We start from the raw sequence: 24073 nt of genomic DNA, 5'->3' as shown, positions 1-24073 counted from the left end.
GGGCCGAGACGTGACGCACGCAGGAGCCGACCGGGCGGACCAGCCCGGCTGGCGTGACCTGGTGGGAGCCGATGTCGAGGCACTCGCCGAGGGCTTTGCGGTCAGCCGCACCCGGCTGGCGCTGCGTCTGCTCGTCCATGCCCGGTGGCGGGTCACCGTCTACTGGCGGCTCGCCCAACGGGGTCTCCGGACACCGCTGCTCAAGCCGGCAGCGCTGTGGCTGACCGACCGCATCCTCGCGATCAGCGGAGCCGAGCTCCAAGCGGGCGCCCGCATCGGTCCCGGGGTGCTGATCAAGCACACCACCGGACTGGTGGTCGGCGACGAAGTCGTCGCCGGCCGCCGGCTCACGTTGCACCAGAACGTCACCCTGGGCGATCGGCGGCCCTACGGCGGCCAGCCGGTCCTCGGGGACGACGTGACGATCGGCGCCGGCGCCGTGGTTCTCGGTCCCATCACCCTCGGCGACCGGGTCGTGGTGGCCGCCAACGCGGTCGTCCTCGACGACGTCCCCGACGACTGCGTCGTCGCCGGGGCACCGGCCCGCGTCGTCCGGCAGCGTGGCCGGGCGGTCGCGGCACCGGTGACATCCATGACGGACTACCGCGGCCGGGGCACCCGGGCCGCCGCAGGTCCGTCGCATCAAGGAGATTCACGATGAGCTCACAGAACTCGTTCGACCCGTGGGGCCGTTCGATCCTGGCGACCATTCGGCGCTGGTTCGTCTTCCCGGTCGCCCTCGCGCTGCTCGGGGCGGCGGCGGGCTTCGGGGTGGGGTCCGTGGCCGCACCTCGCGGCCAGGCCACGCTGCTGCTGCAGACTGCAGCCACCGATGACTCGAGCATCGCCCGAGCGCTGCAGAGCGCGGTGATCGAGATCGGCACCACGCCGATCTACGTTCGCGCCGGCAAGGCGCTCGGCGTCGACCCGAAGGATCTGCAGACCCGGACCAAGGTGCAGGCGGTGTCCAACGCCGAGATGCTGACCGTCACCGTCACCGCGTCGAACAGCACCGAGGCAGCGCGGCAGGCGACCGCCGTCGCCCAGGCCGCGGTCGATCTGAACCAGGAGCGCACGGAGAGCGATCTCAAGGCCCTGACCCAGTCGACCCGCCGGCTGATGACCGATTCGAGCTCGACGCTCCCCGAGCGATCGGCCGAGGCCGCACGGCAGAGCGCGCTCGGCAGCGGCCTGGCCACCAGCCAGAGCACCCTGCTCAGTCAGTCCGACCAGCTCAGCCTGCTCGAGGCCGGCAGCCCGGGCACCGCGTCGGTCGGACGGACCACCCTGGCCGGTCTCGGCCTGCTCGGTGGCGCCCTGCTCGGCGTGGCGATCGCCCTGGTGATCGGTGCCCGGCGCGGCCGGGTGCACTCCACCAAGGAGCTGCACCAGCTCTACCCGCACCTTCCGGTGCTGGAGGAGGCCGAGCTCGGCGCGATGCTCGCCCTCGAGGCGGGCAGCTTCAGCACGGTGATCGTGGGCGGCGCCCGGGACGGAGGCGGGCACCTCGACGCGCTCGGTAAGACCGTGGCAGCGGCCCTCGAGACCTCCGGGCTGCAGCCCCGGTTGCAGAGCCAGCCGACCAGCAGTGCCCGGCACCAGCTGGCCGGGGTCACCACCGGCGCGGCGGGCGAGGGCCAGCCGTCCTACCCGACAGCCGAGGGCCAGCAGCTCAACGGCACGCACCGCAACGGCCGGTCGACCGAGGGCGGGCTCAACGGGCACCACCACGGTCAGAGCGGCCAGGCATGGCTGCCGTCCACCGGGCGGCGCGCCCAGACCGACGCCGGCGTGGGCGTGCTGGTCACGACGCTGAACGACGCGGTGGTGCGTCGGGTCAACCGCGACCCGAACACACTGCTCGTCGTGTCGGTCGAGCCGCGGAGCACCCGGCTCGAGTGGCTGGACGCCTACGCGGCCGACCTGTCGGACCGGACCTACCTGCTGGTGCACGACGCGGCCGCGGACTGGGCGGTCTGAGCCGTGAGTCCCTCGGAGGTGATGCCCCGGGCGCTGGCTGCGGTGCAGTCCTCCCGGGGACGACCGGGCGGTACCGGCCAGGTCACCGCGACCCTCGCGGACGAGGACCGCGGGCCGCGCCGCCGCGACCCGGTGCGCTGGATCACCACACTGTTCGTGCTGACCTTCGTCATCCAGCGGGTCGCCACGCCGGGGGTGTCGGAGGTGCCGATCATCGTCCCGGTCACCATGGTCTGGCTGGTCGCCGCGCTTCGTCAGCAGGTCGTCAGGATCGACCACCGCCGGCTGGTGCTCTGGCTGGTCGCCGCCGCCGTGACGGCGCTGCTCGCGATTCCGCAGCTGTTGCTGGACCGGGCGCCGTACGTGAGCGTCACCAGCTGGGCGTTCTGGATGGTGCTGTGGCTCCCGATGGTCGTCCACCTGGCCGATCGCTCGGCGGCGACGTACCGCCGGGCGCAGCGGGCCATCGGATCGGCAGGCTTGTTCCTCAGCGGGTTCTCCGTGCTCTTCATCGGGGTCCAGCTGCTCGGGCTGGGCTACCGCGACTTCGTCGCCGAATACCTGCCGTCCAGCCTGCAGGTGCAGGGCTTCATCATCACCTATCCGATCAGCTACGGCTCGAGCCTCTACAAGTCGAACGGCTGGCTCGCGCTCGAGCCCTCCTTCATGTCGTTCATGCTGGGCGTCAGTCTGATCTGCGCCCTGCTCGCCGGGATGCACCTGGTCAAGGTGCTGTGGATCGCGCTCGGTCTGCTGGCCACCACCGCCGGCTCGGGGATCGCGGTGGTCGCGGTCTTCGTCGTCGTCCTGGTGCTGACCGGACGGGCCGCGGTGCTGCGGCGCTACGCGCTCCCCGGGGCAGCGCTGGTGCTGGTCTTCGGGCTGACCGCGCTCGGCGAGAGCGTGTTCAGCCGGGTCAACGAGGGGACGAGCTCCGACTCGTCCACCTCGTTGCGGGCGATCGAGCCTTACTCCTACCTCTGGCCCCGCTGGATTTCGGACCCGGCCTCGGTGGTGTTCGGCGCCGGCGCCGGCGCCTCGCGGCAGGAGGTCACCGGCTCGGCGATCACCGGCCTGCTGGTGCCCAACGTCGCCAAGGTCTTCTTCGACTACGGCGTGGTCGGTGGTGTGCTGCTGGTCGCAGTCATGGTCGCCGTCTACCTGCGGAGTCCGGATCTCGCCGTCTCGCTGGCTCTGGCCGCGTCGATGTTCACGTTGCAGGCCGCGGCCCCGGCGCTGGTTTTGTGCTCGCTCCTGACGGTGACGCTCTGGGCGCCGGTGGACCGCTCTGTCGGCAGGGCTTGGCGCATGCCTCGAGGACCGCGATGGGCCGGGTCAGGTGGACCGAAACGGATGGTCCGCCGGTGAGCAGGCGGTGTGAGCACGCCGAGTCAGCCGGTGAGCAGCTCAGCGAGCGCGCGCAGGCTGGCCCGGACGTCGAGGATGCGGCCCGCGGTGGTTTGTCCGGCGGCCCCGAGCCGGTCGGCGGCCTTCGGGTCGGCGAGCAGGCCGAGCACGGCGTCCGCGAAGGCCGCAGGGTCGTCGCGGACCTCGAGATCGGCACCGGGATCGAGCCCGATCCCGGCCATCCCGCGCCGGGTGCTGACCACCGGCACGCCGAGGGCCAGGTACTCCACCAGCTTGATGTTGACCCCGGAGCCGGAAACGGCCGGGTTGACCGCCACCCACGCCCCGCGCAGGTACTCCGCCGGGTCGGGGACGTCGGGGTGCAGCTCGGCACCGGGGGTCGCGGCCACCAGCCGTCGGACCTCCTCGGTGGGGCGACGCCCCACCACCTGCCAGCGGACGCCGTCCGGACCGCGGTCGCGGACAGCCGGCCAGACCTGCTCGGCGAACCAGCGGACCGCGTCGTGGTTGGTGAGCACATCGAGAGCGCCGACGAAGACGACCGTCGGGACCGGGTCGCGCCGGCGGGCCGCCTCCTCCGGACGGGTGACCGAGCCGGCCGCGAAGGAGGGCACCGAGGCCACCGGGACCCGGGAGCGCGCCGCGCGGACCTGGGCGTCGGCGCTGGAGATGTCGGCGATGCCGGTCAGCCAGGACGACCGCTCGAGCCGACGCTCGTCGGCGTCGATCCGGCGGGCCTCGAGCCCGATCACCCAGGACTTCGGCGGTCGGCTGGCCGCGGCCAGCGCCCGGTGGTAGGGGCCCTCGAGGTTGTGGTGCCGGAGCACGGCCGGCACACCGAGCCCCTCGGCGAGCGTCTGGCCGAGCCGGCTGACCTTGTGCGAGAAGACCACGACCGCGTCGGCGTCCGGCACGGCGGTCCGGACCCGGTCGACGAGGTCGGCGGGCACCGGACGCGAGGCGACGACGTAGGGCGTCCGCAGCGACAGCGCGGCCAGCGCCGACCGACGGCGCGGGGTGCGGATCACCGGGGCGGGTGCCACCAGGGCGTCGATCGCGTCGAGGTCGTAGTCGGGACCGTCGGCCACCGGCGGGTCGTCGACCGGCACCACCAGCGCCGCGACCAACCCTTCGGCGACGGCAGCCGCGACGAAGCCCTCGTGCTCGCGCTCGCCACCCCCGGAGGCCGGCAGGAACGGCGAGTCGGCGACCACGACCCAGCGGTGCGGGGGCGCGGTGGTCATGGCGCAAGCGTAGACAGCCACCCGGCTTCAGCACCGCACCAGCAGACAGTCGGCGGCCACGGGTCGCCCATCGATCGGAAGGCGACAAGACGATGACCCACCTGATCAGCGTGCTGATGCCGGTGCTCAACGAGGCCGACTCGGTGGCTCGATCCGTCCGGGCGGTGCTCGCCCAGGACGGCGTCGAGGTCGAGGTGCTGGTGATCGACGGGGGTTCGGTCGACGCCACCGTCACCCTCGTCGAGGAGCTCGCCGACGCCGATCCGCGGGTGCGACTGCTGCACAACCCACGGCACACCATCCCGGCTGGGCTCAACATCGGGCTGGCCGCCGCGCGCGGCGAGTTCGTGGCCCGCGTCGACGGGCACTCGTCGATCACCCCCGACTACCTGGCCACCGGACTGGCCTGGCTGCTCCGCGAGCCGCGGATGGCCGCGGTGGGAGGCCGCAAGATCGGGGTGGCGCGGACGCCCATCGGCCGCGCTATCGCTCTGGCCATGACCAGCAAGTTCGGCGTGGGCAACTCGGTCTACCACTACGCCACCGAGCCGTGTCTGACCGATCACGCGTCCTTCGCGGTGGTCCGCGCCGCCGCGGCCCGCGAGGTCGGCGGCTGGGACGAGGGGTTGCTGGTCAACGAGGACGTCGACTTCGACCACCGCCTCCGGCTGGCCGGATACCAGATCGGCTTCGATCCGGCGATGCGCTTCGGCTGGCAGGTGCGCGAGAGCGTGCCCGCGCTGTTCCGCCAGTACCGCCGCTACGGCCGCGGCAAGGGCAACATGATCCGCAAGAACGGCCGTCAGGCGGTCCGGGCCCGGCACCTGGCACCGCCCGCCGCGGTGCTGACCGGCGCTGCCGGGCTGCTCCTGGCCACCCGGAAGCCCGCCGTGCTGCTGGCCGCGGTCCCCTATCTCGCGCTGGTCGGGCTGGCCAGCTGGCGCATCTGGACCACCCGCGACGAGCTGCCCGAGTCCCACGCGGCCGAGCTCGTGGGCGCGACCGACGGGACGACGGGGACCGAACCGACGGCGGCCTGGTCGCTGCCGCTGGTGTTCTCGACGCTGCACCTGGCCTGGGGCCTGGGCATGCTCGAGGGTCTGGTGCTCCGGCTCCAGCCGGCGCGCGCCAGCGGCAGCTCGGTCACCGCCACGTCCGGCGCTCAGTCGGCGAGCCCGCGGGTGCCGACCTCGGCGTAGCGGACGGCGGCCACCTCGCGTCCGCCGACGTAGGCGGTCCGGGTGACCAGACCGCGGACGAAGGCGAGCTCGCCCCCGAACGGACGTCGCCGGACCGCGTTGGCGGCAGCCCGCAGCAGCGACCCGGCGATCATGGTCGCCCGCATCACCGCGGCGGGCAGCGGCCGGTCGAAGCGGCGCAGGTAGTTGGCGAACGACACCCCGCGGAGCCGCATCATCTCGGCCGACGGCGCGCCGGAGCTGCCGGACCCGTGCACCACGGTGACGTCCTCGCGGAGCACCGACCGGAGCCCGGCCCGGCGCCCGGCCCGGCCGAAGGCGACGTCCTCGCAGTAGACGTAGAAGGTCTCGTCGAACCCGCCGAGGGCCCGGAAGGTCGCGCTCCGCACCGCCATGCAGGCCCCGGTGGTCCAGTCGACCTCGAGGTGCTCACCGCGCCGGGGGCTGGCGAAGAACGTCCGGCCCGGCCCGCCACGGCCGACCGCGTAGGCGGCGACCCTTCGGACCGTCGGCTCCCAGCCGCCCACCCCGGACTCGACCTCGCCGTCGGTGCCGAGCATGGTGGCCGCGTGCGACAGCGCCCCCTCGTCCTCGAGCACGCCACGGACCAGGGCGGCCAGCGCGGCCGGCGTCGGACGGCAGTCCGGGTTGACGAAGACGACGACCTCGGCGGTGCTGCTCAGCGCCCCGAGGTTGGCGGCCCGGGCGAAGCCCTGGCCGCCGCCGTCGACGTAGCGCGTGTGCGGCCGGGCCTCGACGACCGACCGCAGCCCGTCGACGTCGCCGGAGTTGTCCACCACGACCACCGGGAGCTCGTCCGGCCAGAGCGCGAACAGCGTCTCGACGTGTCCCCGGCTGCGGTAGGCGACCAGCACCAGCTCGGCCGCGGTCAGGGTGGCGAGATCGTCGGTGCGGTCGGCCGACGGCTCGGTCCGGGTGCGCTCGGCGCGCGACGCTTCGGGGGGTGGGTGGGACACGGTCTCTCCTGGTCGGCGATCCCCTGCACCCTACCCGGGCCGACGTCGACGACTCGGTGTCCCCGGAAGTGTCGGCAGACCGCCCCGGCCGACTGCGGGTGCGGGCGGGTCAGTGGAAGAAGTGCCGGGCCCCGGTGAAGTACATCGTCACGCCCGCCCGCCGGGCCGCCTCGACCGACTCGGCGTCGCGGATCGAGCCACCCGGCTGCACCACCGCCCGGACACCGGCCTCGAGCAGGATCTCCAGCCCGTCGGCGAACGGGAAGTAGGCGTCGGAGGCGGCCACCGAGCCGGCGGCACGGTCGCCGGCGCGGGCCACGGCCAGTCGCGAGGAGTCGACCCGGTTGACCTGGCCCATCCCGATCCCGACGCTGGCGCCGTCGGAGGCCAGCAGGATCGCGTTGGACTTGACCGCCCGGCAGGCGCGCCAGGCGAACTCGAGGTCGGCCAGGGTGGCCGCGTCGGCGGGCTCGCCGGCGGCCAGCGTCCAGTGCGCGGCCCGGTCGTGGTCGAGGGCGGGGACGTCGCGGACCTGCATCAGCATCCCGCCGTCGATCTGGCGGACCTCGACGCCGCCGCGGCGGGCCGGCTCGGTGACCAGCAGCCGGACGTTCTTCTTCCGCGCCAGCACCTCGACCGCACCCTGGTCGTACCCGGGGGCGACCACCACCTCGGTGAAGATGTCGGCGAGCTGCTCGGCCATCGCCACGCTGACCGGCCGGTTGGCCGCCACCACCCCGCCGAAGGCCGACGTCGGGTCGCAGGCGTGCGCCCGGCGGTGCGCCTCGGCCACGTCGGCGCCCACCGCGATCCCGCACGGGTTGGCGTGCTTGATGATCGCCACCGCCGGCTCGTCGAAGTCCGCCGCCGCCCGCCGGGCCGCATCGGCGTCGACGTAGTTGTTGTAGGACATCTCCTTGCCGTGCAACTGCTCGGCACCGGCCAACCCGACGGTCGGGCCGCCGACGCTGCGGTAGAGCGCGGCCTGCTGGTGCGGGTTCTCGCCGTAGCGCAGCACGGTCTCCCGCTCCCAGGTCCCGCCGACCCAGGCCGGGAACCCGGTGCCCGCGGAGCTGTCGGTGAGCACCGTGCCCATCCAGCTCGCCACCATCACGTCGTAGCCGGCGGTGTGGACGAACGCCTGGGCGGCCAGCTGCTGCCGCTCGGCGAGGGTGAACCCGCCGGTGGCGACCGCGGCGCGGAGCCGGTCGTACTGGTCGGGCGCGGTGACCACGGCGACCGACGCGTGGTTCTTGGCCGCGGCGCGGACCATCGAGGGGCCCCCGATGTCGATCTGCTCGACGCACTCCTCCGGCCCGGCGCCCGAGGCGACGGTGGCGCTGAACGGGTAGAGGTTGCTGACCACCAGGTCGAAGCCGGCCACCCCGAGCTGCGCGAGCTGGGCGACGTGGTCGGGGTTGCGCTGGTCGGCGAGCAGCCCGGCGTGGATGTGCGGGTGCAGCGTCTTGACCCGGCCGTCCAGGCACTCGGGGAACCCGGTGACCTGCTCGACCGGGGTCACCGGCACCCGGGCCTCGGCGATCCGGCTCGCGGTCGACCCGGTCGAGACGAGCTCGACCCCGGCGTCGGCGAGCAGCCGGGCCAGCTCGACCAGCCCGGTCTTGTCGTACACCGAGAGCAGGGCCCGCCGGATCGGCCGGCGGCCCTCCGCGGTCGCAGCAGCGTGGTCGGGGCCGGTGGCCGGATCGGTCTGCGGCTGGGTCATGGCGGGCGGCCTCTCGGGTCGGGGCATCAGTGCGCGGGGTGCGCGGCGCGGGTGGCGAGGTCGCGGACGACGTCGAGCAGCAGCTGGCGCTCGGCCACCTTGATCCGCTCGTGCAGGAGGTCCTCGGTGTCGCCGTCGAGCACCGGGACGGCGGCCTGGGCGAGGATCCGGCCGCTGTCGACTCCCTCGTCGACCTGGAAGACGGTGGCGCCGGTGATCTTGACCCCGTGGGCCAGGGCGTCCCGCGGCCCGTGCATCCCCGGGAACGACGGCAGCAGGGCCGGGTGGGTGTTGATCGTCCGGCCGCCGAAGCGGGCCAGGAAGGTCGCGCCCACCAGCTTCATGAAGCCCGCACTGACCACCAGGTCGGGGTCGCATCGGGCGACGGCCTCGGTCAGCCCGGCGTCCCAGGCGGCCCGGTCGGATCCCTTGGTCAGCGGGTGGACGACGGTCGGAACCCCGGCGGCCGCGGCCCGGTCGAGGGCGGCGATGCCGTCGCGGTCGGCCACCACGCCGCGGACGGCGAAGACCGACCCGGGTTCGGCGGCGGCGTCGAGCAGGGTCTGCAGCAGGGTCCCGGTGCCGGAGACCAGCACCACGAGCCCGAACGCCACGTCCGCACCCTAACAACGCGGTGGCCCTGGCCCGAACCGGTCACAGGACGGCGGACGGTGCGCCCCCGGAGCCGCGGCCGGCGAGCCGGCGGGTCAGCCCGCGGGGTGCTCGGCGCGGCGGGCGAGCCGGGTCCGGACCAGCCGGACCAGACCGAGGACGAACCCGCAGACCATCCCCGAGAGGCCGAGCGCGGTGACGGACATGATCAGCAGCGGGAGCAGCCGCGGGCCGGCCCCGGCCAGTCGGACGTCGCCGAGGTCGCCGCTGCTCAGCCAGGCCAGGGCGGTGAAGACCAGCGCGGCCAGCACCCCGGAGAGACCGCCGACCAGCGTGCTCTCGTCGAGCCGGGCGTCCGGCCGGTGTCGGGCGACCTGCCAGGCGGCGAGCCCACCGGCCACGGCGCCGCCGAGCAGCCAGAGCAGCTGCCACGGGCTGCCGCCCTCGGCCGGCAGCGCCCCGAGCAGCGGGAACGGCGGGAGCAGCGACAGCGTGGTGGCGGCGGGGGCGACCAGCGTCTGCGGGCCCAGGGTGAACCCGGCGCCGAGCGCGTACGAACCGGACCAGATCAGTGCCGTCGGGGCGAAGGCCAGCTCGCCGACCAGGACCGCGACGCCGCCGGCGACCCCGGCGTGCAGGTCGTCGGTGAGCCGAACCACCCGGTCGAGGTGGACGAGCAGCGAGGCGACCAGCGCCGCCGCGCCCGTGGCGAGCAGCACGAGCTGCGCGGCGGCGACCGCCCCGGGCACCGGGCGGGCCCAGCCGGGCCAGCGCTCGGTGAGACGGAACCCGACGGCGCGGGACGCTCCCCAGAGCGCGCCGACCGCGGCGATCAGCAGCGCCCCGACGAAACCGCGGACCACCTGGCCCGGGGCACCGAGCGCGAGCGCGGTGGCCGCGACGACCACGGCGTACCCGGCGGCGACCACGGCCGAGACGGTGCCGACGGCCCGCCGGCGGGTGGTGCCCGCGTGCTCGGCGACGTACTGCCGGGCGACCAGGCCGGCGAACCGGCTGAGCAGGAAGGCGACCACCAGGCTCAGCCCGAGCGGGGTCACGGTCCAGCCGATGCCGCCGAGCCGGGCGCCCGCACCGTTGGCCAGCAGCCAGAGCTGGGTGCCGACGCCGAGCGCGGAGGTCAGCCCGGCGGCGGCGTCGGAGAGCCAGCCGAGCACGGTGAGGCCGGTGACGATGACCCAGCCGCAGAGCGCGGTGATCAGCACCCCGCTGAGCGCCATCACGATCCACCCGACCGTCGGGACGGCCAGCAGCTCGGTCTGCTCGACCTCGTCGTCCTGGGTCAGGGTGGCGGTCAGCCGGACCCCGCCGTCGGTGCGGCCCGGCCCGCGGTCGGACGGGCTGCGGCGGGGCGAGAGGAGTGAGGCCATGGCCCTTCCATGCTCGCTGGCGGCCCGTCGTCCTTCGGGCTGACACGCCCGGACGGGTAAGGTTTCGTTGCCCGGAGCCCGCCCCGGTCCACCGGCCGGCGCCGGACGTCTCGACCGAACCCGGCCCGCGCGCCGCCGACCCGAGGAGTTCCCGCCGGTATGTCGTCCGGTAGCACGCCGCCCGACGGGCCGGACGCCGACGAGACCCCGGGCGAGCACGCCGCCGCCGAACACGCCGCCGAGCACGACACAGACCAGGACACCTCGGGTGCTCCGGCTCCGGGCGACCAGCCGACCTCCCGGCCGACGACCGCGCGCGACCGCCGTGACCGACCCGACCTGGCCCGGCGCCGGCACCCCGACAGCCCCGTCCGGTCCGCCCGTCGACGGTGGCTGGCCGGCGTGATCGCCGCGCTGGTGGTGATCGCGCTCGGGATCGGCATCACCGTCGTGGCCCTCCGGCAGCACGGCGCGACCGCCACGGCTCCCCCGACCGGGTCGGCTCCGGCGACACCGAGTGCGACCGCCGAGGCGGGGCTCGGCGCTGACGACCTGCTCACCCCGGCGCTCGCCCGCACGATCCTGCCGGGCGCGGCCTGGCGGGTCACCTCCGACCAGACCGGCACCGACGCCAGCACCTCGCGGGCGGCCTGTCTGAGTCCGGAGGCCACCGCCCAGGCGCCGGACCCGACCCGGGTGCTCACCCGCTCGCTCGGCACCACCGGTGGGACCGCCTCACCGACTCCGACCCCCGCTCCCTCCTCCACCACGTCGTCGTCGGCCGCGTCGTCCGCGGCCACCCCGAGCGCGCCCGCGACCGGACCCGACCGGAACGTGCCGGTGGTGCTGCACCAGGCGCTCGCCTTCGCCGACGCCTCGGCGGCGACCGAGACCTACGCCACCTTCGCCCGCGCCCTGGGCAATTGCGACCTCGCCGCCTCCTACCTGTCCGGGGCCGCCGTGGTCACCGGGCTCGGCGACCAGAGCGCGGCCGTCCAGGTCAGCGATGCGCCGCACGACGTGGACCGGACGGTGGTCATCAACCGGACCGGGACGGTGGTCAACGTGATCGATCTGGTCACCCGGGCCGGGACGTCGGAACCGCTCAAGGCGATCGACGCGGTCGTGGACGCCCTGGCGACGCTGACCGACCGGCAGTGCACCGACGCGCACGGCATCTGCGCCAGCCTGGTCCGGGTCACCGCCGGTCCGCCGCCCGCGGCCGGCGACCAGCCCGGGCTGCTCGCGCTCGCCGACATCCCGCAGCCACAGTCGGGCACCGGGACCTGGGCCGGGCTGCAGCCGGGCAAGCCCGACGACCTGGTGACCAGCGGGTGCGAGGACGTCGACTTCGGCAAGGTCGACGCCCAGCGCGCGACGGCTCGGAGCTATCTGCTCTCGGACAAGCCGCCGGGCATGCCGGCCTCGTTCGGGCTGGACGAGGCGGTCTTCACCTTCGCCGACGCCAAGGACGCCACCGGCTTGGCCGACGAGCTGAACAAGAACCTCAAGAGCTGCAAGGAGCGGCAGCTCACCGCCTCGGTCGAGGGCGGCGACCAGGCCCGCGGTCTCGGCGCCGGCGGGGTGGGCATCGAGGCGACGACGTGGGTGGTCAGCCAGAAGGTCAGCGACACCACCACCTCGCGGTTCCGGGTCGGCGTTGCCGTCGCCGGCGACCAGGTCGTCTACACCTTCCTGCCCACCGGCGGGAAGTTCGACCTCACCGACGACCAGTGGATGGCGCTCACCATCCGCGCCGCGCAACGCGCCACCCAGGCCACCTGAGCGCCGACAACGGTGCCCTGAGCCTGTCGAAGGGCAACGCGAGAGAAGCACTTCGACAAGCTCAGTGCACGCAACGCGAAAGAGGCACTTCGACAAGCTCAGTGCGCGTGAGTCGGCCACCCGCACCACGGTGCCCTGAGCCTGTCGAAGGGCGGTGTGCACGAAGCACTTCGACAAGCTCAGTGCGCGTGAGTCCGGGGTTGCTCACGAGGCACTTCGACAAGCTCAGTGCGCGCGAGGGGAACGAGGCACTTCGACAAGCTCAGTGCGCGTGAGTCGGCCACCCGCACCACGGTGCCCTGAGCCTGTCGAAGGGCGGTGTGCACGAAGCACTTCGACAAGCTCAGTGCGCGTGAGTCGGCCACCCGCACCACGGTGCCCTGAGCCTGTCGAAGGGCAGGGACTCAAGACCGCTCAGGACACCCGGCCGAGGGCGATGAGCCCGAGCAGCAGCGCACCGAGCGCCTCGTTGTCGGTGATCGCACCACCCGCGAGCAGCGCGGGCAGTTCGTCCAACGGGACCAGCCGCACCGCGGTGATCCCCTCGCGGGCCTGTTCCTCGGCGGTCAGTGCGGAGGCCCCGGGATCCGGTCGGGCGCCGGTGGCCAGCAGCACCCGGCCCGGTGACCGGGTGATCCCGTTGAGCGAATGGACCGGGCCGAGGTCACGCCAGTCGTCGGCTACCAGGCCGGTCTCCTCGCGCAGCTCACGCCGCGCGGCGGCCACCGGGTCCTCGCCGTCGGTCCCGCCTCCGGGCACCTCGAGCGACGGCCCGACCGTGTAGCGGTCGACCTCGACGAGCACCAGCTCCTCGGCCGCGGTCACCGCGACCACGAACACCGCCGGCGAGCGGGTCTCGAGCACGCCGTACAGACCGGGCGCACCGTCCGGGCGGACGACCTCGTCCTCCCGGACGGTGATCCAGCGGTTCTCGTAGACGACCCGTGACGTCCGGGTCCGCCAGCTGCTCAACGCGGGCTGCGCTCAGCCCTTCATGATCTGGCGCATCAGCTCCGCGGTCTCGCTCGGCGTCTTGCCGACCTTGACCCCGGCGGCCTCGAGGGCCTCCTTCTTCGCCGCGGCGGTGCCGGACGAACCGGAGACGATCGCGCCCGCGTGCCCCATCGTCTTGCCCTCGGGAGCGGTGAAACCGGCGACGTAGCCGACCACCGGCTTGGTCACGTTGGCCTTGATGAACTCGGCGGCACGCTCCTCGGCGTCGCCGCCGATCTCGCCGATCATCACGATCGCGTCCGTGTCCGGGTCGTCCTGGAACGCCTGCAGGGCGTCGATGTGGGTGGTCCCGATCACCGGGTCACCGCCGATGCCCACGCAGGAGGAGAAACCGATGTCGCGCAGCTCGTACATCATCTGGTAGGTCAGGGTGCCCGACTTGCTGACCAGCCCGATCCGGCCCGGCTGGGTGATGTCGGCCGGGATGATCCCGGCGTTGGCCTGTCCGGGCGAGATCAGCCCGGGGCAGTTCGGCCCGATCAGCCGGGTCTTCGAGCCCTGCGCCAGGGTGAAGAACTCGGCCGAGTCCTTGACCGGCACGCCTTCGGTGATCACCACGCAGAGCGGAATCTCGGCCTCGATGGCCTCCACCACCGCACCGCGGGTGAACTTGGCCGGGACGAAGATCACCGTGACGTTGGCGCCGGTCTCCTCGACGGCCTCACCGACCGAGTTGAACACCGGCAGCGTGGTGCCGCCGAACTCGACGCTCTGACCACCCTTGCCCGGGGTCACGCCGCCGACCACCTGGCTGCCGGAGTCCAGCATCCGCTGGGTGTGCTTGCGTCCCTCGGAGCCGGTCATGCCCTGGACGATGATCTTGGAATCGGAGTTCAGGAAGATCGCCATGATCGTGCCTCTCTCTCAGTTCGCCGCGGCGAGCTCGGCCGCCCGCCGGGCGGCGCCGTCCATGGTGTCGACCTGCTCGAGACCCGGCAGCCGGGCCTCGTTCAGGATCCGCCGCCCCTGCTCGGCGTTGTTGCCGTCGAGCCGGACGACCAGCGGCCGGGTGACCGCCTCGCCGCGGCCCTCGAGCAGCTGGAAAGCCTGGACGATGCCGTTGGCCACCGCGTCGCAGGCGGTGATCCCGCCGAAGACGTTGACGAAGACGCTCTTCACCTGCGGGTCGCCGAGGATGATCTCGAGGCCGTTGGCCATCACCTCGGCGCTCGCGCCGCCGCCGATGTCGAGGAAGTTGGCCGGCTTGGGCTTCCCGGCGAACTGGTCACCGGCGTAGGCGACCACGTCGAGGGTGCTCATCACCAGCCCGGCGCCGTTCCCGATGATGCCCACCGAGCCGTCGAGCTTGACGTAGTTGAGGCCCTTCTCCTTGGCCTTGTTCTCCAGCGGGTCGGCCGCGGCGTTGTCGACCAGCGCCTCGTGGTCGGGGTGCCGGAAGGAGGCGTTCTCGTCGAGGGTGACCTTGCCGTCGAGGGCGACGATGCGACCCTCGCCGGTCTTGACCAGCGGGTTGACCTCGACCAGCGTCGCGTCCTCGGCGACGTAGACCTCGTACAGCTTCTGGATCACCCGGGCGATCTCGGCCCGGTCGGCCTCGTCGAACCCGGCCGCGGCGACGATCTCGTCGGCCTTGGCCTGGTCGATGCCGACGGTCGGGTCGACCGGCACCCGGGCCAGCGCCTCGGGGCGCTCGACCGCGAGCTGCTCGATCTCCATCCCGCCCTCCTTGCTGCACATCGCGAGGTAGGTGCGGTTGGCACGGTCGAGCAGCACCGAGAAGTAGTACTCCTCGGCGATGTTCGCCCCCTCGGCGATCATCAGCTTCTGGACGACGTGGCCCTTGATGTCGAGGCCGAGGATCTCCTCGGCCCGTGCCGCCGCCTCCTCGGGGCTCCTGGCGATCTTGACGCCACCCGCCTTGCCCCGGCCACCGGTCTTCACCTGCGCCTTGACCACGACCACCGGGGTCCCGAGCTCGGCCGCGGCCGCGCTCGCCTCCTCCGGGGTAGTCGCGGTGATGCCGCGCAGCACCGGCACACCGTGGGCCTCGAACACGTCGCGGGCCTGGTACTCGTAGAGATCCACCGACTCCCCAACCTCCTCAGCTGAACAGCTAGAACGACACACCCGCCGACGAGCGCGGGCGAGGACCGTCGGCCGGCGCGCTGCGGCGGCCGGAGGCCACCGGCGAGCCTAGTGGTCGGGGTCCGGATCGCCCGAACCGGTCTGGAGGCCGGGACCCGGTCGGACGTTGGCCCGGACCCAGTCGACGATCTCGGCCGTGCTGGCTCCCGGCCCGAACACCGCCCGCACGCCCATCGCGGCCAGCGGCTCGCGGTCGGCCTCGGGGATGATGCCGCCGCCGAACACCACGATGTCGGCGGCGTCGGCCTCGGCGAGCAGCGCGGTGACCCGCGCGAACAGCGTCAGGTGCGCCCCCGACAGCACGGACAGCCCGACGGCGTCGGCGTCCTCGGCCAGCGCGGTGGCGACGATCTGCTCGGGACTCTGGTGCAGGCCGGTGTAGACGACCTCCATCCCGGCGTCGCGCAACGCCCGGGCCACCACCTTGGCCCCGCGGTCGTGCCCGTCGAGGCCGGGCTTGGCCACCACCACCCGGATCGGCCCGCTCCGGCCGATCCCCTGCTCGGCCTGCGGCGCCTGGGTCACGGGCCGAATCTACGCCGGGCGGGCGTCGTCGCGGACCGGTCGGCGCACCACCCCGGAGGTAATCTCGGAGCGTGCTCAGCCAGCGTGTGCCGGGGCGTCCCGCGTCCCGCGGTCGACGTGGCCGCCGCACCGCGTCCGGGCCGGACGCGGTCGCCGCCGCCGACGCGCGAGCCGACGCCGCCGACGGGGTGGATCCGGTCCCGGACGAGCACCTCGACGACGAGCACCAGGACGAGCAGCTGGTGGTCGAGGACGGATCCAGCCCCTCGCCGGCCCGGCCGGGACTCGGCCGGCTGGTCACCGAGGACCTGCCGCGGACCGCGAACGGGATCGCCACCGAGGTCCGCTGGATCTCCCAGCACCTGGCCCGCTACCCCCTGGGCATGGTGGTCGACCGCTCCGGTGGCGCCCGACGTCGGCGGTACGGGCTGTCGCTCTCGCAGCGCGGGCTGATCCAGCACGACCTCGACGCCGCCGGCACGCCGATCCTGCTGGTGCACGGGATCGTCGACAACCACACGATCTTCACCTCGCTCGAGCGGGCACTGCGCCGCCGCGGCTTCGAACGGCTCCGCTTCTTCGACTACGGGCTGCTGACCACCGACGTCCGTGCGACCGCCACCCGGCTCGGCCGGGTGGTCGAGGACCTGCTGGCCCGGACCGGACGCGACCGGATTCACGTGATCGGGCACAGCCTCGGCGGACTGATCGCCCGCTACTACGTGCAACGGCTCGGCGGCGACGCGCACGTGCACACGCTGGTCACGCTGGGCAGCCCACACCAGGGCACCGAGCTGGCCCAGGTGGGCCGGGTGCTGCCGCTGGTCCGCCAGCTGACGCCGCGCTCGGAACTGATCCGCGAGCTCTCCGAGCCCGCCCCGGGCTGCCGGACCCGGTTCCTGGTGTTCTGGTCCGATCTCGACCAGCTGATGGTGCCCCGGCGGAACGCCCGGCTCGCGCACCCCGACCTCGCGGTCACCAACGTCGCGGTCCGCGGGGTCGGCCACATGTCGCTGACCAACAACCGGACGATCGCCGCCCGGATCGCGGAGTCGCTGGCCAACCTCACCCCGCCCGAACCGGCCGGCGCCGGCCGTCCCGCCGGAACTGCCCGGGCCAGCGCCGACTGACCCGCGTCCCCGCCCCGGACAGGACCCCCGGACAGGACCCCCGGTCGGCACCAGGCCGACGCGCGACCGTCACCGGATCGGGACCTCGATCGGCCGCCGAACGGCCCGGATCGATGAGACGATGGACACGTTCGCGCGTCACCCGCGTCCGAGCCGTAGCCGGCGGCTCCCGTGGGGTCGGTCCCGGGTCGGGACCACGGCCCCGCCTCCGCCGTCCACGACCGCACCGCGACCGACCACGGACCCCGGCGGTCCCCCCACCGACGGGACGACGCTCCCGGATGGCCGGGACCGACGGATCGAGGACCGTGGCCGCACCTGCCGAACCGGATCGCCGGACCTCCGGCACGCCCGGCTCCGGCGGACCGGGACCGCGCTCGAGCCGGACGGCAGCTCGGGAGAAGAACCGACCGGTGGCTCGCGAGCGCACCCGGGTACTGGCCCGGCACATGGCCGAGGTCGTCACCGAACCCGAGCAGCGGAGCTGGCTGTCGCACGGGCTGGTCGGGCTCGCGGTCGCCTCGGCCGGGCTGGCGCTGGTCGCCGCCGGGTCGCTGCTCGAGCCGACCACGGCCGCGGGCAGCCAGACCACTGCCCCGACCGTCTCGACCGGAACCCGCACCGGCACCGTCGACCCCGCGTTCGACGTGACGGCGCAGGACGTCCGGGGCACCCCGCTGCCCGGTGCCGTGGCCAACGCCCGCGCCCAGGGCCTGCAGCGCAGCTACCTGCTGGCCGGCGCCGCGGCGACCACGCTCGACCTCGCGCAGACGCTCCAGCAGCAGCAGCGCGAACAGCAGCTGAGCAGCCTGCACCAGACCATCGACCAGACCGCCGCGCAGATCGCCCAGCAGCAGCAGGACGACCAGATCGCCCGCCAGGTCGCCGCCGAGATGGCCGCCCGCGCCGACGCCTTCCGGGTCGAGGCCCGGGCGGCCGCGCTCGCCGCCACCGAGGCGGCCGCCGCCGACGCCAGCACCGCCACCGCGACCGGCAGCTGGCTGCCCGCCGACACCGCCGCGCTGCCGCCGATCACCACGGCCGTCTCACCGATCGCGGCCGCCACCTACGGTGCCGCCTTCGGTGACGTCGGACCGATGTGGGCGCGCTACCACACCGGGCTCGACTTCCACGCCGGGCTCGGCGAGCCGATCCGCGCGGTGGCCGACGGCGTCGTGACCCTGGCCGGCCGCAACGGCGACAGCTGGGCCGGGCTGCACGTCGCCGTCCAGCACGCCGGCGGCTGGACCACGATGGACGCGCACCTGTCGGCGATCCAGGTCCAGGTGGGCCAGCGGGTCCGCGCCGGCGACGTGATCGGGCTGGTCGGGGCCACCGGGAACGTCACCGGCCCGCACCTGCACTTCGAGGTCTACCCGCCCGGAGTGCGTCCCGGCGACGTCTACCGCGCGGTGAACCCGCTCCCCTGGCTCGAGCACTACGGGGTCCAGCTCCGCCGGAGCTGACCCAGAGACCGCTGAGCGCGGTCCAGACCAGTGCGGCCGGTGGTCTCGCAGGGTTTTGCCCTGCCGTTATGACTCCGTTATCGTCTCGTCCCGAACCTGCCACGGCAGGCGTCCCGACCTGGTCCGCGAGACCGTCGGGCGCGCCGGGAGCGGGTCCACCACCGGGAAGTCGACGCGGCCGGTGCCGACGCCTCCCGGTGCCCTGCGCACCACCGTGCTGGATCCCCGCGATCCCGCGTTGCTTCGCCGTGAGGCGATCGCACCCCACGGTCGGGCGCGAGCCGCAGGCCCTGGTCCACTCCGTGACGACCGGCTGCCGCCCGCCCCTCGGCCGCCCTGTCGTCCACCGAGGAGTCACCCGCCTGTGCCCAGCCCGCGGCCACACCGCCCGGCGTCGAACCGCCCCTACCCCACCTGGTTGCGGCGGACCCTGCCCGGCCTCACCGGGTCGACCCAGCAGAGCCTGGCCCGGCGGGCGCTGATCGAGGACATCGAGAGCGACAAGCGGAGCTGGCTCCGGCACGGCGCGGCCGGACTCGCGGTCGCCGCCCTCGGCCTGGTCGTGGCCGGGTCGGTCGCCCTGACCGGGACCGCTGCCAACCGCGCCGAGTCCTCGGTGCCCGCTGCTCCGGCCGCCACCAGCACAGGCCAGGTGCCGAGCGCGTTCGACGCCCGCACCCAGTCCACCTCGCGCGACGCGAGCCGGCTGCCGCTCGACGGCGAGACCGTCGACCCGAAGGCGGCCGCCGCCGCGCAGGCCGCCGCGGCCAAGGCGCAGCAGCGGACCGGCGCCACCTCCACCGGCGCCTCCGGCGCGTCGACCAGTGCCGCCCGCCAGCGGGCCAAGGTGCTCGAGAGCACCCAGGAGAAGGCCGCCAAGCTGGCCGACAAGCTCGAGGCCGAGAAGGCCGAGGCCGCGGTCAACGCCTCCTCGCCGAACGCCTCCGCCGACGGCACCACAGTGGCCTCGGCCGCGCAGGACTCCGGGCAGGTCAGCCTGCCGATCACCAGCGGCTACACCGTCGCCGCCCGGTTCGGCCAGGTCGGCGCCTGGGCGCGCTACCACACCGGCTTCGACTTCGCCTGCCCGATCGGTACCCCGATCCACGCCGTGGCCGACGGCGTCGTCACCAACGCCGGCCCGAACGGCGAGGCCGGCTGGGCCGGCAACTACGTGACCATCAGGCACGCCGACGGCACCCAGTCGCTGTACGCGCACATGGCCGACGTGACCGTCAGCGTCGGTCAGAAGGTCACCGGCGGGCAGGTCATCGGCCACGTCGGGATGACCGGTCGCTCGTTCGGGCCGCACGTGCACTTCGAGGTCTACCCGGCCGGCGTCACGCCGGGTGACGTCTACAAGGCGGTCGACCCGCTGCCGTGGCTCAAGGCGCTCGGGCTCAACCCCTGAGTCCGTCCCCCCGTCTCCACGAGTCCGCCCCCGCCCGGCGCTGACGTCCGTCAGCCCGCGCGGGGGCGGTCTGCGTTCTGGGCCATGGTGGTTCCCGGGCCATCGTGCGCGCCCTTCGACAGGCTCAGGGCACCAGATCACGCGCGCTGAGCCTGTCGAAGCGCTGGAGCTCGCGCCGACGACGGCTCCGGGTTGCGGTCAGAGCTTCTCGAGCGGGGCGTGCTTGAGCGCGAGGCGCTTGATCCCGACGGAGCCGAAGTCGACGTCGGCCTTGGCCAGCTCGGCCCCGCCACCGGAGGTGGCCACCACCGTGCCCATCCCGAACGTCGAGTGCAGCACCTTGTCCCCCGGCTGGAGCGCCGGGACCTCCTTGCGCACCGGCGGTGCCGAGCCGTAGCCGACGGTGTTGCGCCACTGCCGGTTCTCGCCGCCGCGGCGGCTCTGCGCCACCGAGCCGCCGCCTTGCTGGTAGGCCGCGGTGGCCGACGTCGACCGCCAGCTGGTGACCGCGTTCTCGGTCCGCCGCCACTCGATCAGCTCGGCCGGGATCTCGTCGAGGAACCGGCTCGGCGGATTGTGCTGCGGCGCGCCCCAGGCTGACCGGACGATCGCCCGGGACAGGTAGAGCCGCTGGCGCGCCCGGGTCAGCCCGACGTAGGCGAGCCGGCGCTCCTCCTGCTGCTCGGCCTTGTCGAGCAGCGCCCGCTGGTGCGGGAAGATCCCGTCCTCCATCCCGGTCAGGAAGACGGTGTCGAACTCGAGGCCCTTGGCGGTGTGCAGGGTCATCAGGGTGACCACGCCCTGGTCGTCGGTGCCCGGCTCGGGCGGGATCGAGTCGGCGTCGGCCACCAGCGCCACCCGTTCGAGGAAGGCACCGAGCGAGGTGTCAGGTTCGGGCTGCCCGGCGGCGAGGTTCGGCGGGGCGGCGCCGTCGGCCGGGGTCGACGGGTCGTCGGACGAGCCCTCGGTGCCCGGCACCGTGGCCGGCGCCGTGGCCGGGTCGTCGAGCGGCTCGCCGCTCTCGTCCTCGCCGGTCAGCTGGTCGATCCCGGCCTGGGCGGCGACGAACTCGCGCGCCACAGCGACCAGCTCGACCAGGTTCTCCTGCCGGGTCTCGTCCTGCGGGTCGGTCGAGGCCTGCAGCTCGGCCAGGTAGCCCGAGTCGGTGAGCACCGTGGTCAGCACCTCGTCGGCCGGGACGCCGTCGGCGACCAGCTGCTCGCACCGGTCCATGAACCCGGCGAACTCGGCGATCTGCTTGGCCGAACGGGTGGCCAGCCCGGGGATCTCACCGGTGCGCCGGAGCGCGTCGGCGAAGCTGATCCGCTGCTCGCGGGCGAAGTTCTCGACCGCCGACTCCGCCCGCTCGCCGATCCCGCGCTTGGGCACGTTGAGGATCCGGCGCAGCGACACGTCGTCGGTCCGGTTGGCGATCGCTCGCAGATAGGCGATCGCGTCGCGGATCTCGCGGCGCTCGTAGAACCGGACACCACCGACGACCTTGTAGGGCATGCCGACCCGGATGAAGGTCTCCTCGAACGCGCGGGACTGCGCGTTGGTCCGGTAGAAGACGGCGACGTCGCCGTAGCGGCCTTTCCCCGCGTCGGACAACGCGTCGATCTCGCCGGCCACGAACTGGGCCTCGTCGTGCTCGGTGTCGGCCACGTAGCCGACCAGCGGGTCGCCGGTGCCGAGGTCGGACCAGAGCTTCTTCTCCCGCCGGTCGGCGTTCCGCCGGATCACCGCGTTGGCCGCGTCGAGGATGGTCTGCGTCGAGCGGTAGTTCTGCTCGAGCATGATCGTCTCGGCGCCGGGGAAGTCGAGCTCGAAGTCGTTGATGTTGCGGATGGTCGCGCCCCGGAAGGCGTAGATCGACTGGTCCGAGTCGCCGACCACCATCAGCTCGGCCGGAGCCGCCGAGGGCCCGGCGTCGTCGGTCGGCTCGGGCCCGCAGAGCTGCTGGACCAGCGCGTACTGCGCGTAGTTGGTGTCCTGGTACTCGTCGACCAGCACGTGCCGGAACCGGCGCCGGTAGCCCTCGCGCACCTCGGGGAAGGCCATCATCAGGTGGACGGTGGTCATGATCAGGTCGTCGAAGTCGAGCGCGTTCGCCGCGCTCAGCCGCCGCTGGTACTCGGCGTAGGCGGCCTGGAAGCTCGCGTCGGCGCCGTTCTCGATCACCACCGACTCGGGGTCGACCAGCTCGTTCTTCTGGTTCGAGACCCAGGTGAGCAGGCTCCGCGGGGTGTAGCGCTTGGGGTCGAGGTCGAGGTCCTTGGCCACCAGCTGCATCAGCCGCTTGGCGTCGGTGTCGTCGTAGATCGAGAAGGTCCGGGCGATGCCGAAGCGGTGGATGTCGGCCCGCAGGATCCGGACGCAGGCCGAGTGGAAGGTCGAGACCCACATCAGCCGGGCCCGGTTGCCGACCAGATCGGTGACCCGCTGCCGCATCTCGGCGGCCGCCTTGTTGGTGAAGGTGATGGCCAGGATCGAGCCGGGGTGCACCTTGCGCTCGGCGACCAGGTAGGCGATCCGGCGGGTCAGCACCCGGGTCTTGCCCGAGCCGGCGCCGGCGACCACCAGCACCGGCGCCCCGGTGTGCACCACCGCGGCGCGCTGCTGCGGGTTGAGCCCCTCGAGCAGCCGGGCCGGGTCGTCGCGTCGGGCCCGGCTGCGGCGGGGCGGCTGCGGGTCCGGGAACAGCGCGTCGAGCGGCTCGGCGGGCGGCGTCCGGGTGGATCCGGGGGCGGCCGGGGCGGACGTCTCGGTTTGGCTGGCCATGACCGTTCCACACTAGACGGAAGCACCGACAGGCTCACGCCGCAGCGCCCGCTCGGGGTCGGGTCGGGGACCATCCGGTGCCCGCCCGGCCCACCCGGCGTCTAGATTTGCGTCATGCGTTTCCGTCGGATCCCGGTCCGCAAGATCGTCCGCCGGACGCTGCTCGCGGTCGGGGCCGTCCAGGGCGCCACGCTGGCCGGGCTCTACCTCGTCGACCACCGCCGCAAGAAGAACCGCGCCCCCGCCGTCTTCCCGCGGGTGCCCCCGCGCTCGACCACCGCCGGCGGCTCCGAGGTCACCCTCTACACCTACGGCGAGGACGTCTACGCCGACATGCTCGGCGCCATCCGCCAGGCCAAGCGCCAGATCTTCTTCGAGACCTACATCTGGAAGTCCGACGCCGTCGGCCAGGCGTTCAAGCAGGCGCTGATCGAGGCGGCCGACCGCGGCGTCGAGGTGTACGTGAGCTGGGACGAGTTCGCCAACCTGGTCGTGCCCCGCAGCTTCTACCGGTTCGGACCCAAGGTGATGTGCAAGCCGCACCCGCTGGTGGGCAACTGGCTGCGGTTCCCGCGCTCCTCGGGCCGCAACCACCGCAAGTTGATGGTGGTCGACGACGACGTCGCCTTCGTCGGCGGCTACAACGTCGGCTCGCTCTACGCCACCGACTGGCGCGACACCCACGCCCGGCTGACCGGCGACATCGTCTGGGACATGCGGAACGCCTTCATCGACTACTGGAACCTCTACCCGAGCAAGACCCTGCCCACCATCGCCGACAGCGGGATCCGGGTCTGGCAGCCCAACATCCGGCTCTACCGCAACGTGCCGCGCAACATGATCTACCCGATCCGGGCGATGTACCTCGAGGCGATCGACCGGGCCGCGCACCACATCTACATGACCCACGCCTACTTCATCCCCGACGAGGACATGCTGCGGGCGCTGGTGCTGGCCGCCCAGCGGGGCGTCGACGTGCGGCTGATCCTGCCCGAGGAGAGCAACCACATCGTCGCCGACTGGCTGTCCCGCGGGCTCTACGGCCAGCTGCTCCGGGGCGGCGTCCGACTGTTCCTCTACCAGCACGCGATGGTGCACGCGAAGACCGCGACCATCGACGGCCAGTGGTCGACCATCGGCACCGCCAACATCGACCGCCTGAGCCTGAGCGGCAACTACGAGATCAACATCGAGGTGTTCGCCCCCGAGGTGGCCCGCCAGATGGAGGAGATCTTCGCCATCGACAGCTCGAACAGCCGCGAGCTGACCAGCGAGGAGTGGCACGGCCGTCCGGTGATGGTCAAGTTCTCCGAGGCGGTGCTGACCCCGTTCCGCCCGCTGCTCTGAGCCGTCCGAGAATG

The 24073-nt window shown here is 73.4% G+C and carries 19 protein-coding genes; 9 read left to right on the top strand and 10 right to left on the bottom strand.

The window, feature by feature from the left end:
• The first annotated feature begins 10 nt into the window (after window positions 1–10).
• Genes FHX74_RS20965 through FHX74_RS04195 form a run of 3 tightly spaced genes read left to right on the top strand, consistent with a single transcriptional unit; the run spans window position 11 to window position 3348 of the window.
• Complete coding sequence (locus FHX74_RS20965) at window positions 11–661, top strand: serine O-acetyltransferase (RefSeq protein ID WP_182558774.1); 651 nt, start codon at window positions 11–13, stop codon at window positions 659–661.
• The gene (locus FHX74_RS04200; protein WP_182558773.1) at window positions 658–1980 is read left to right on the top strand and encodes a hypothetical protein; all 1323 of its coding nucleotides are present in this window, start codon (window positions 658–660) and stop codon (window positions 1978–1980) included. The genes FHX74_RS20965 and FHX74_RS04200 overlap by 4 nt, the downstream gene beginning before the upstream one ends.
• Before the next feature lie 3 nt (window positions 1981–1983).
• On the top strand, window positions 1984–3348 hold the full coding sequence (locus FHX74_RS04195; protein WP_182558772.1) for a hypothetical protein: 1365 nt from the start codon (window positions 1984–1986) through the stop codon (window positions 3346–3348).
• A 23-nt stretch (window positions 3349–3371) separates the two neighbouring features.
• On the opposite strand, the gene FHX74_RS04190 is transcribed toward FHX74_RS04195, so the two are convergent.
• Complete coding sequence (locus FHX74_RS04190; protein WP_182558771.1) at window positions 3372–4592, bottom strand: glycosyltransferase; 1221 nt, start codon at window positions 4590–4592, stop codon at window positions 3372–3374.
• Between the two features lie 92 nt (window positions 4593–4684).
• Between FHX74_RS04190 and FHX74_RS04185 the strand changes: the two genes are divergently transcribed.
• Window positions 4685–5791: a glycosyltransferase family 2 protein gene (locus FHX74_RS04185; protein ID WP_182558770.1), complete on the top strand. Its 1107-nt coding sequence runs from the start codon at window positions 4685–4687 to the stop codon at window positions 5789–5791.
• On the opposite strand, the gene FHX74_RS04180 is transcribed toward FHX74_RS04185, so the two are convergent.
• The 4 genes from FHX74_RS04180 to FHX74_RS04165 all read right to left on the bottom strand — a co-directional run bounded on the left by FHX74_RS04180 (window position 5755) and on the right by FHX74_RS04165 (window position 10494).
• The gene (locus FHX74_RS04180; protein ID WP_220483411.1) at window positions 5755–6768 is read right to left on the bottom strand and encodes a glycosyltransferase family 2 protein; all 1014 of its coding nucleotides are present in this window, start codon (window positions 6766–6768) and stop codon (window positions 5755–5757) included. The two genes, FHX74_RS04185 and FHX74_RS04180, sit on opposite strands and share 37 nt — an antisense overlap.
• Window positions 6769–6877: 109 nt before the next feature.
• Window positions 6878–8494: a bifunctional phosphoribosylaminoimidazolecarboxamide formyltransferase/IMP cyclohydrolase gene (gene purH, locus FHX74_RS04175; RefSeq protein WP_182558769.1), complete on the bottom strand. Its 1617-nt coding sequence runs from the start codon at window positions 8492–8494 to the stop codon at window positions 6878–6880.
• A 26-nt stretch (window positions 8495–8520) separates the two neighbouring features.
• Window positions 8521–9108: a phosphoribosylglycinamide formyltransferase gene (gene purN / locus FHX74_RS04170; protein ID WP_182558768.1), complete on the bottom strand. Its 588-nt coding sequence runs from the start codon at window positions 9106–9108 to the stop codon at window positions 8521–8523.
• 93 nt (window positions 9109–9201) lie between these two features.
• A complete protein-coding gene (locus FHX74_RS04165; RefSeq protein WP_182558767.1) occupies window positions 9202–10494 on the bottom strand; it encodes a cell division protein PerM in 1293 nt (430 codons plus the stop codon).
• 159 nt (window positions 10495–10653) lie between these two features.
• Between FHX74_RS04165 and FHX74_RS04160 the strand changes: the two genes are divergently transcribed.
• A complete protein-coding gene (locus tag FHX74_RS04160; protein ID WP_182558766.1) occupies window positions 10654–12279 on the top strand; it encodes a hypothetical protein in 1626 nt (541 codons plus the stop codon).
• 414 nt (window positions 12280–12693) lie between these two features.
• Here FHX74_RS04160 and FHX74_RS04155 read toward each other — a convergent pair whose 3' ends face one another.
• From FHX74_RS04155 to FHX74_RS04140, 4 genes are all read right to left on the bottom strand, one after another.
• Entirely contained in the window at window positions 12694–13251 is a 558-nt protein-coding gene (locus FHX74_RS04155) for an NUDIX domain-containing protein (protein ID WP_182558765.1), read from the bottom strand.
• A 12-nt stretch (window positions 13252–13263) separates the two neighbouring features.
• Window positions 13264–14142, bottom strand: coding sequence for a succinate--CoA ligase subunit alpha (sucD, locus tag FHX74_RS04150; RefSeq protein ID WP_182558764.1), 879 nt, complete (start codon window positions 14140–14142; stop codon window positions 13264–13266).
• Window positions 14143–14157: 15 nt separating this feature from the next.
• Window positions 14158–15339 carry an ADP-forming succinate--CoA ligase subunit beta gene (gene sucC, locus FHX74_RS04145; protein WP_182558763.1) on the bottom strand — a complete coding sequence of 394 codons (1182 nt, stop codon included), beginning with the start codon at window positions 15337–15339 and terminating at the stop codon, window positions 14158–14160.
• Window positions 15340–15447: 108 nt separating this feature from the next.
• On the bottom strand, window positions 15448–15924 hold the full coding sequence (locus FHX74_RS04140) for a cobalamin B12-binding domain-containing protein (protein ID WP_328823601.1): 477 nt from the start codon (window positions 15922–15924) through the stop codon (window positions 15448–15450).
• Window positions 15925–15995: 71 nt separating this feature from the next.
• Here FHX74_RS04140 and FHX74_RS04135 point away from each other — a divergent pair, with 71 nt between their 5' ends.
• The 3 genes from FHX74_RS04135 (at window position 15996) to FHX74_RS04125 (ending at window position 19931) form a co-directional block, all read left to right on the top strand.
• Window positions 15996–17054 (top strand): esterase/lipase family protein, encoded by a 1059-nt coding sequence (locus FHX74_RS04135; protein WP_328823600.1) that lies wholly within the window; start codon window positions 15996–15998, stop codon window positions 17052–17054.
• A 413-nt stretch (window positions 17055–17467) separates the two neighbouring features.
• Window positions 17468–18520: a M23 family metallopeptidase gene (locus tag FHX74_RS20960; RefSeq protein ID WP_182558762.1), complete on the top strand. Its 1053-nt coding sequence runs from the start codon at window positions 17468–17470 to the stop codon at window positions 18518–18520.
• A 418-nt stretch (window positions 18521–18938) separates the two neighbouring features.
• Window positions 18939–19931 (top strand): M23 family metallopeptidase, encoded by a 993-nt coding sequence (locus FHX74_RS04125; RefSeq protein WP_182558761.1) that lies wholly within the window; start codon window positions 18939–18941, stop codon window positions 19929–19931.
• A 198-nt stretch (window positions 19932–20129) separates the two neighbouring features.
• Here the strand turns inward: FHX74_RS04125 and FHX74_RS04120 are convergent, their stop codons facing one another.
• Complete coding sequence (locus FHX74_RS04120; protein ID WP_182558760.1) at window positions 20130–22712, bottom strand: UvrD-helicase domain-containing protein; 2583 nt, start codon at window positions 22710–22712, stop codon at window positions 20130–20132.
• A 114-nt stretch (window positions 22713–22826) separates the two neighbouring features.
• Between FHX74_RS04120 and FHX74_RS04115 the strand changes: the two genes are divergently transcribed.
• Entirely contained in the window at window positions 22827–24059 is a 1233-nt protein-coding gene (locus tag FHX74_RS04115; protein ID WP_182558759.1) for a phospholipase D-like domain-containing protein, read from the top strand.
• Window positions 24060–24073: the final 14 nt, after the last annotated feature.

Origin of the sequence: Microlunatus kandeliicorticis, assembly GCF_014137855.1 — a bacterium.
Taxonomy (GTDB): domain Bacteria; phylum Actinomycetota; class Actinomycetes; order Propionibacteriales; family Propionibacteriaceae; genus Microlunatus; species Microlunatus kandeliicorticis.
Note: the sequence above shows the minus strand (reverse complement) of the source record. Positions and strands in the feature narration are given on the sequence as shown.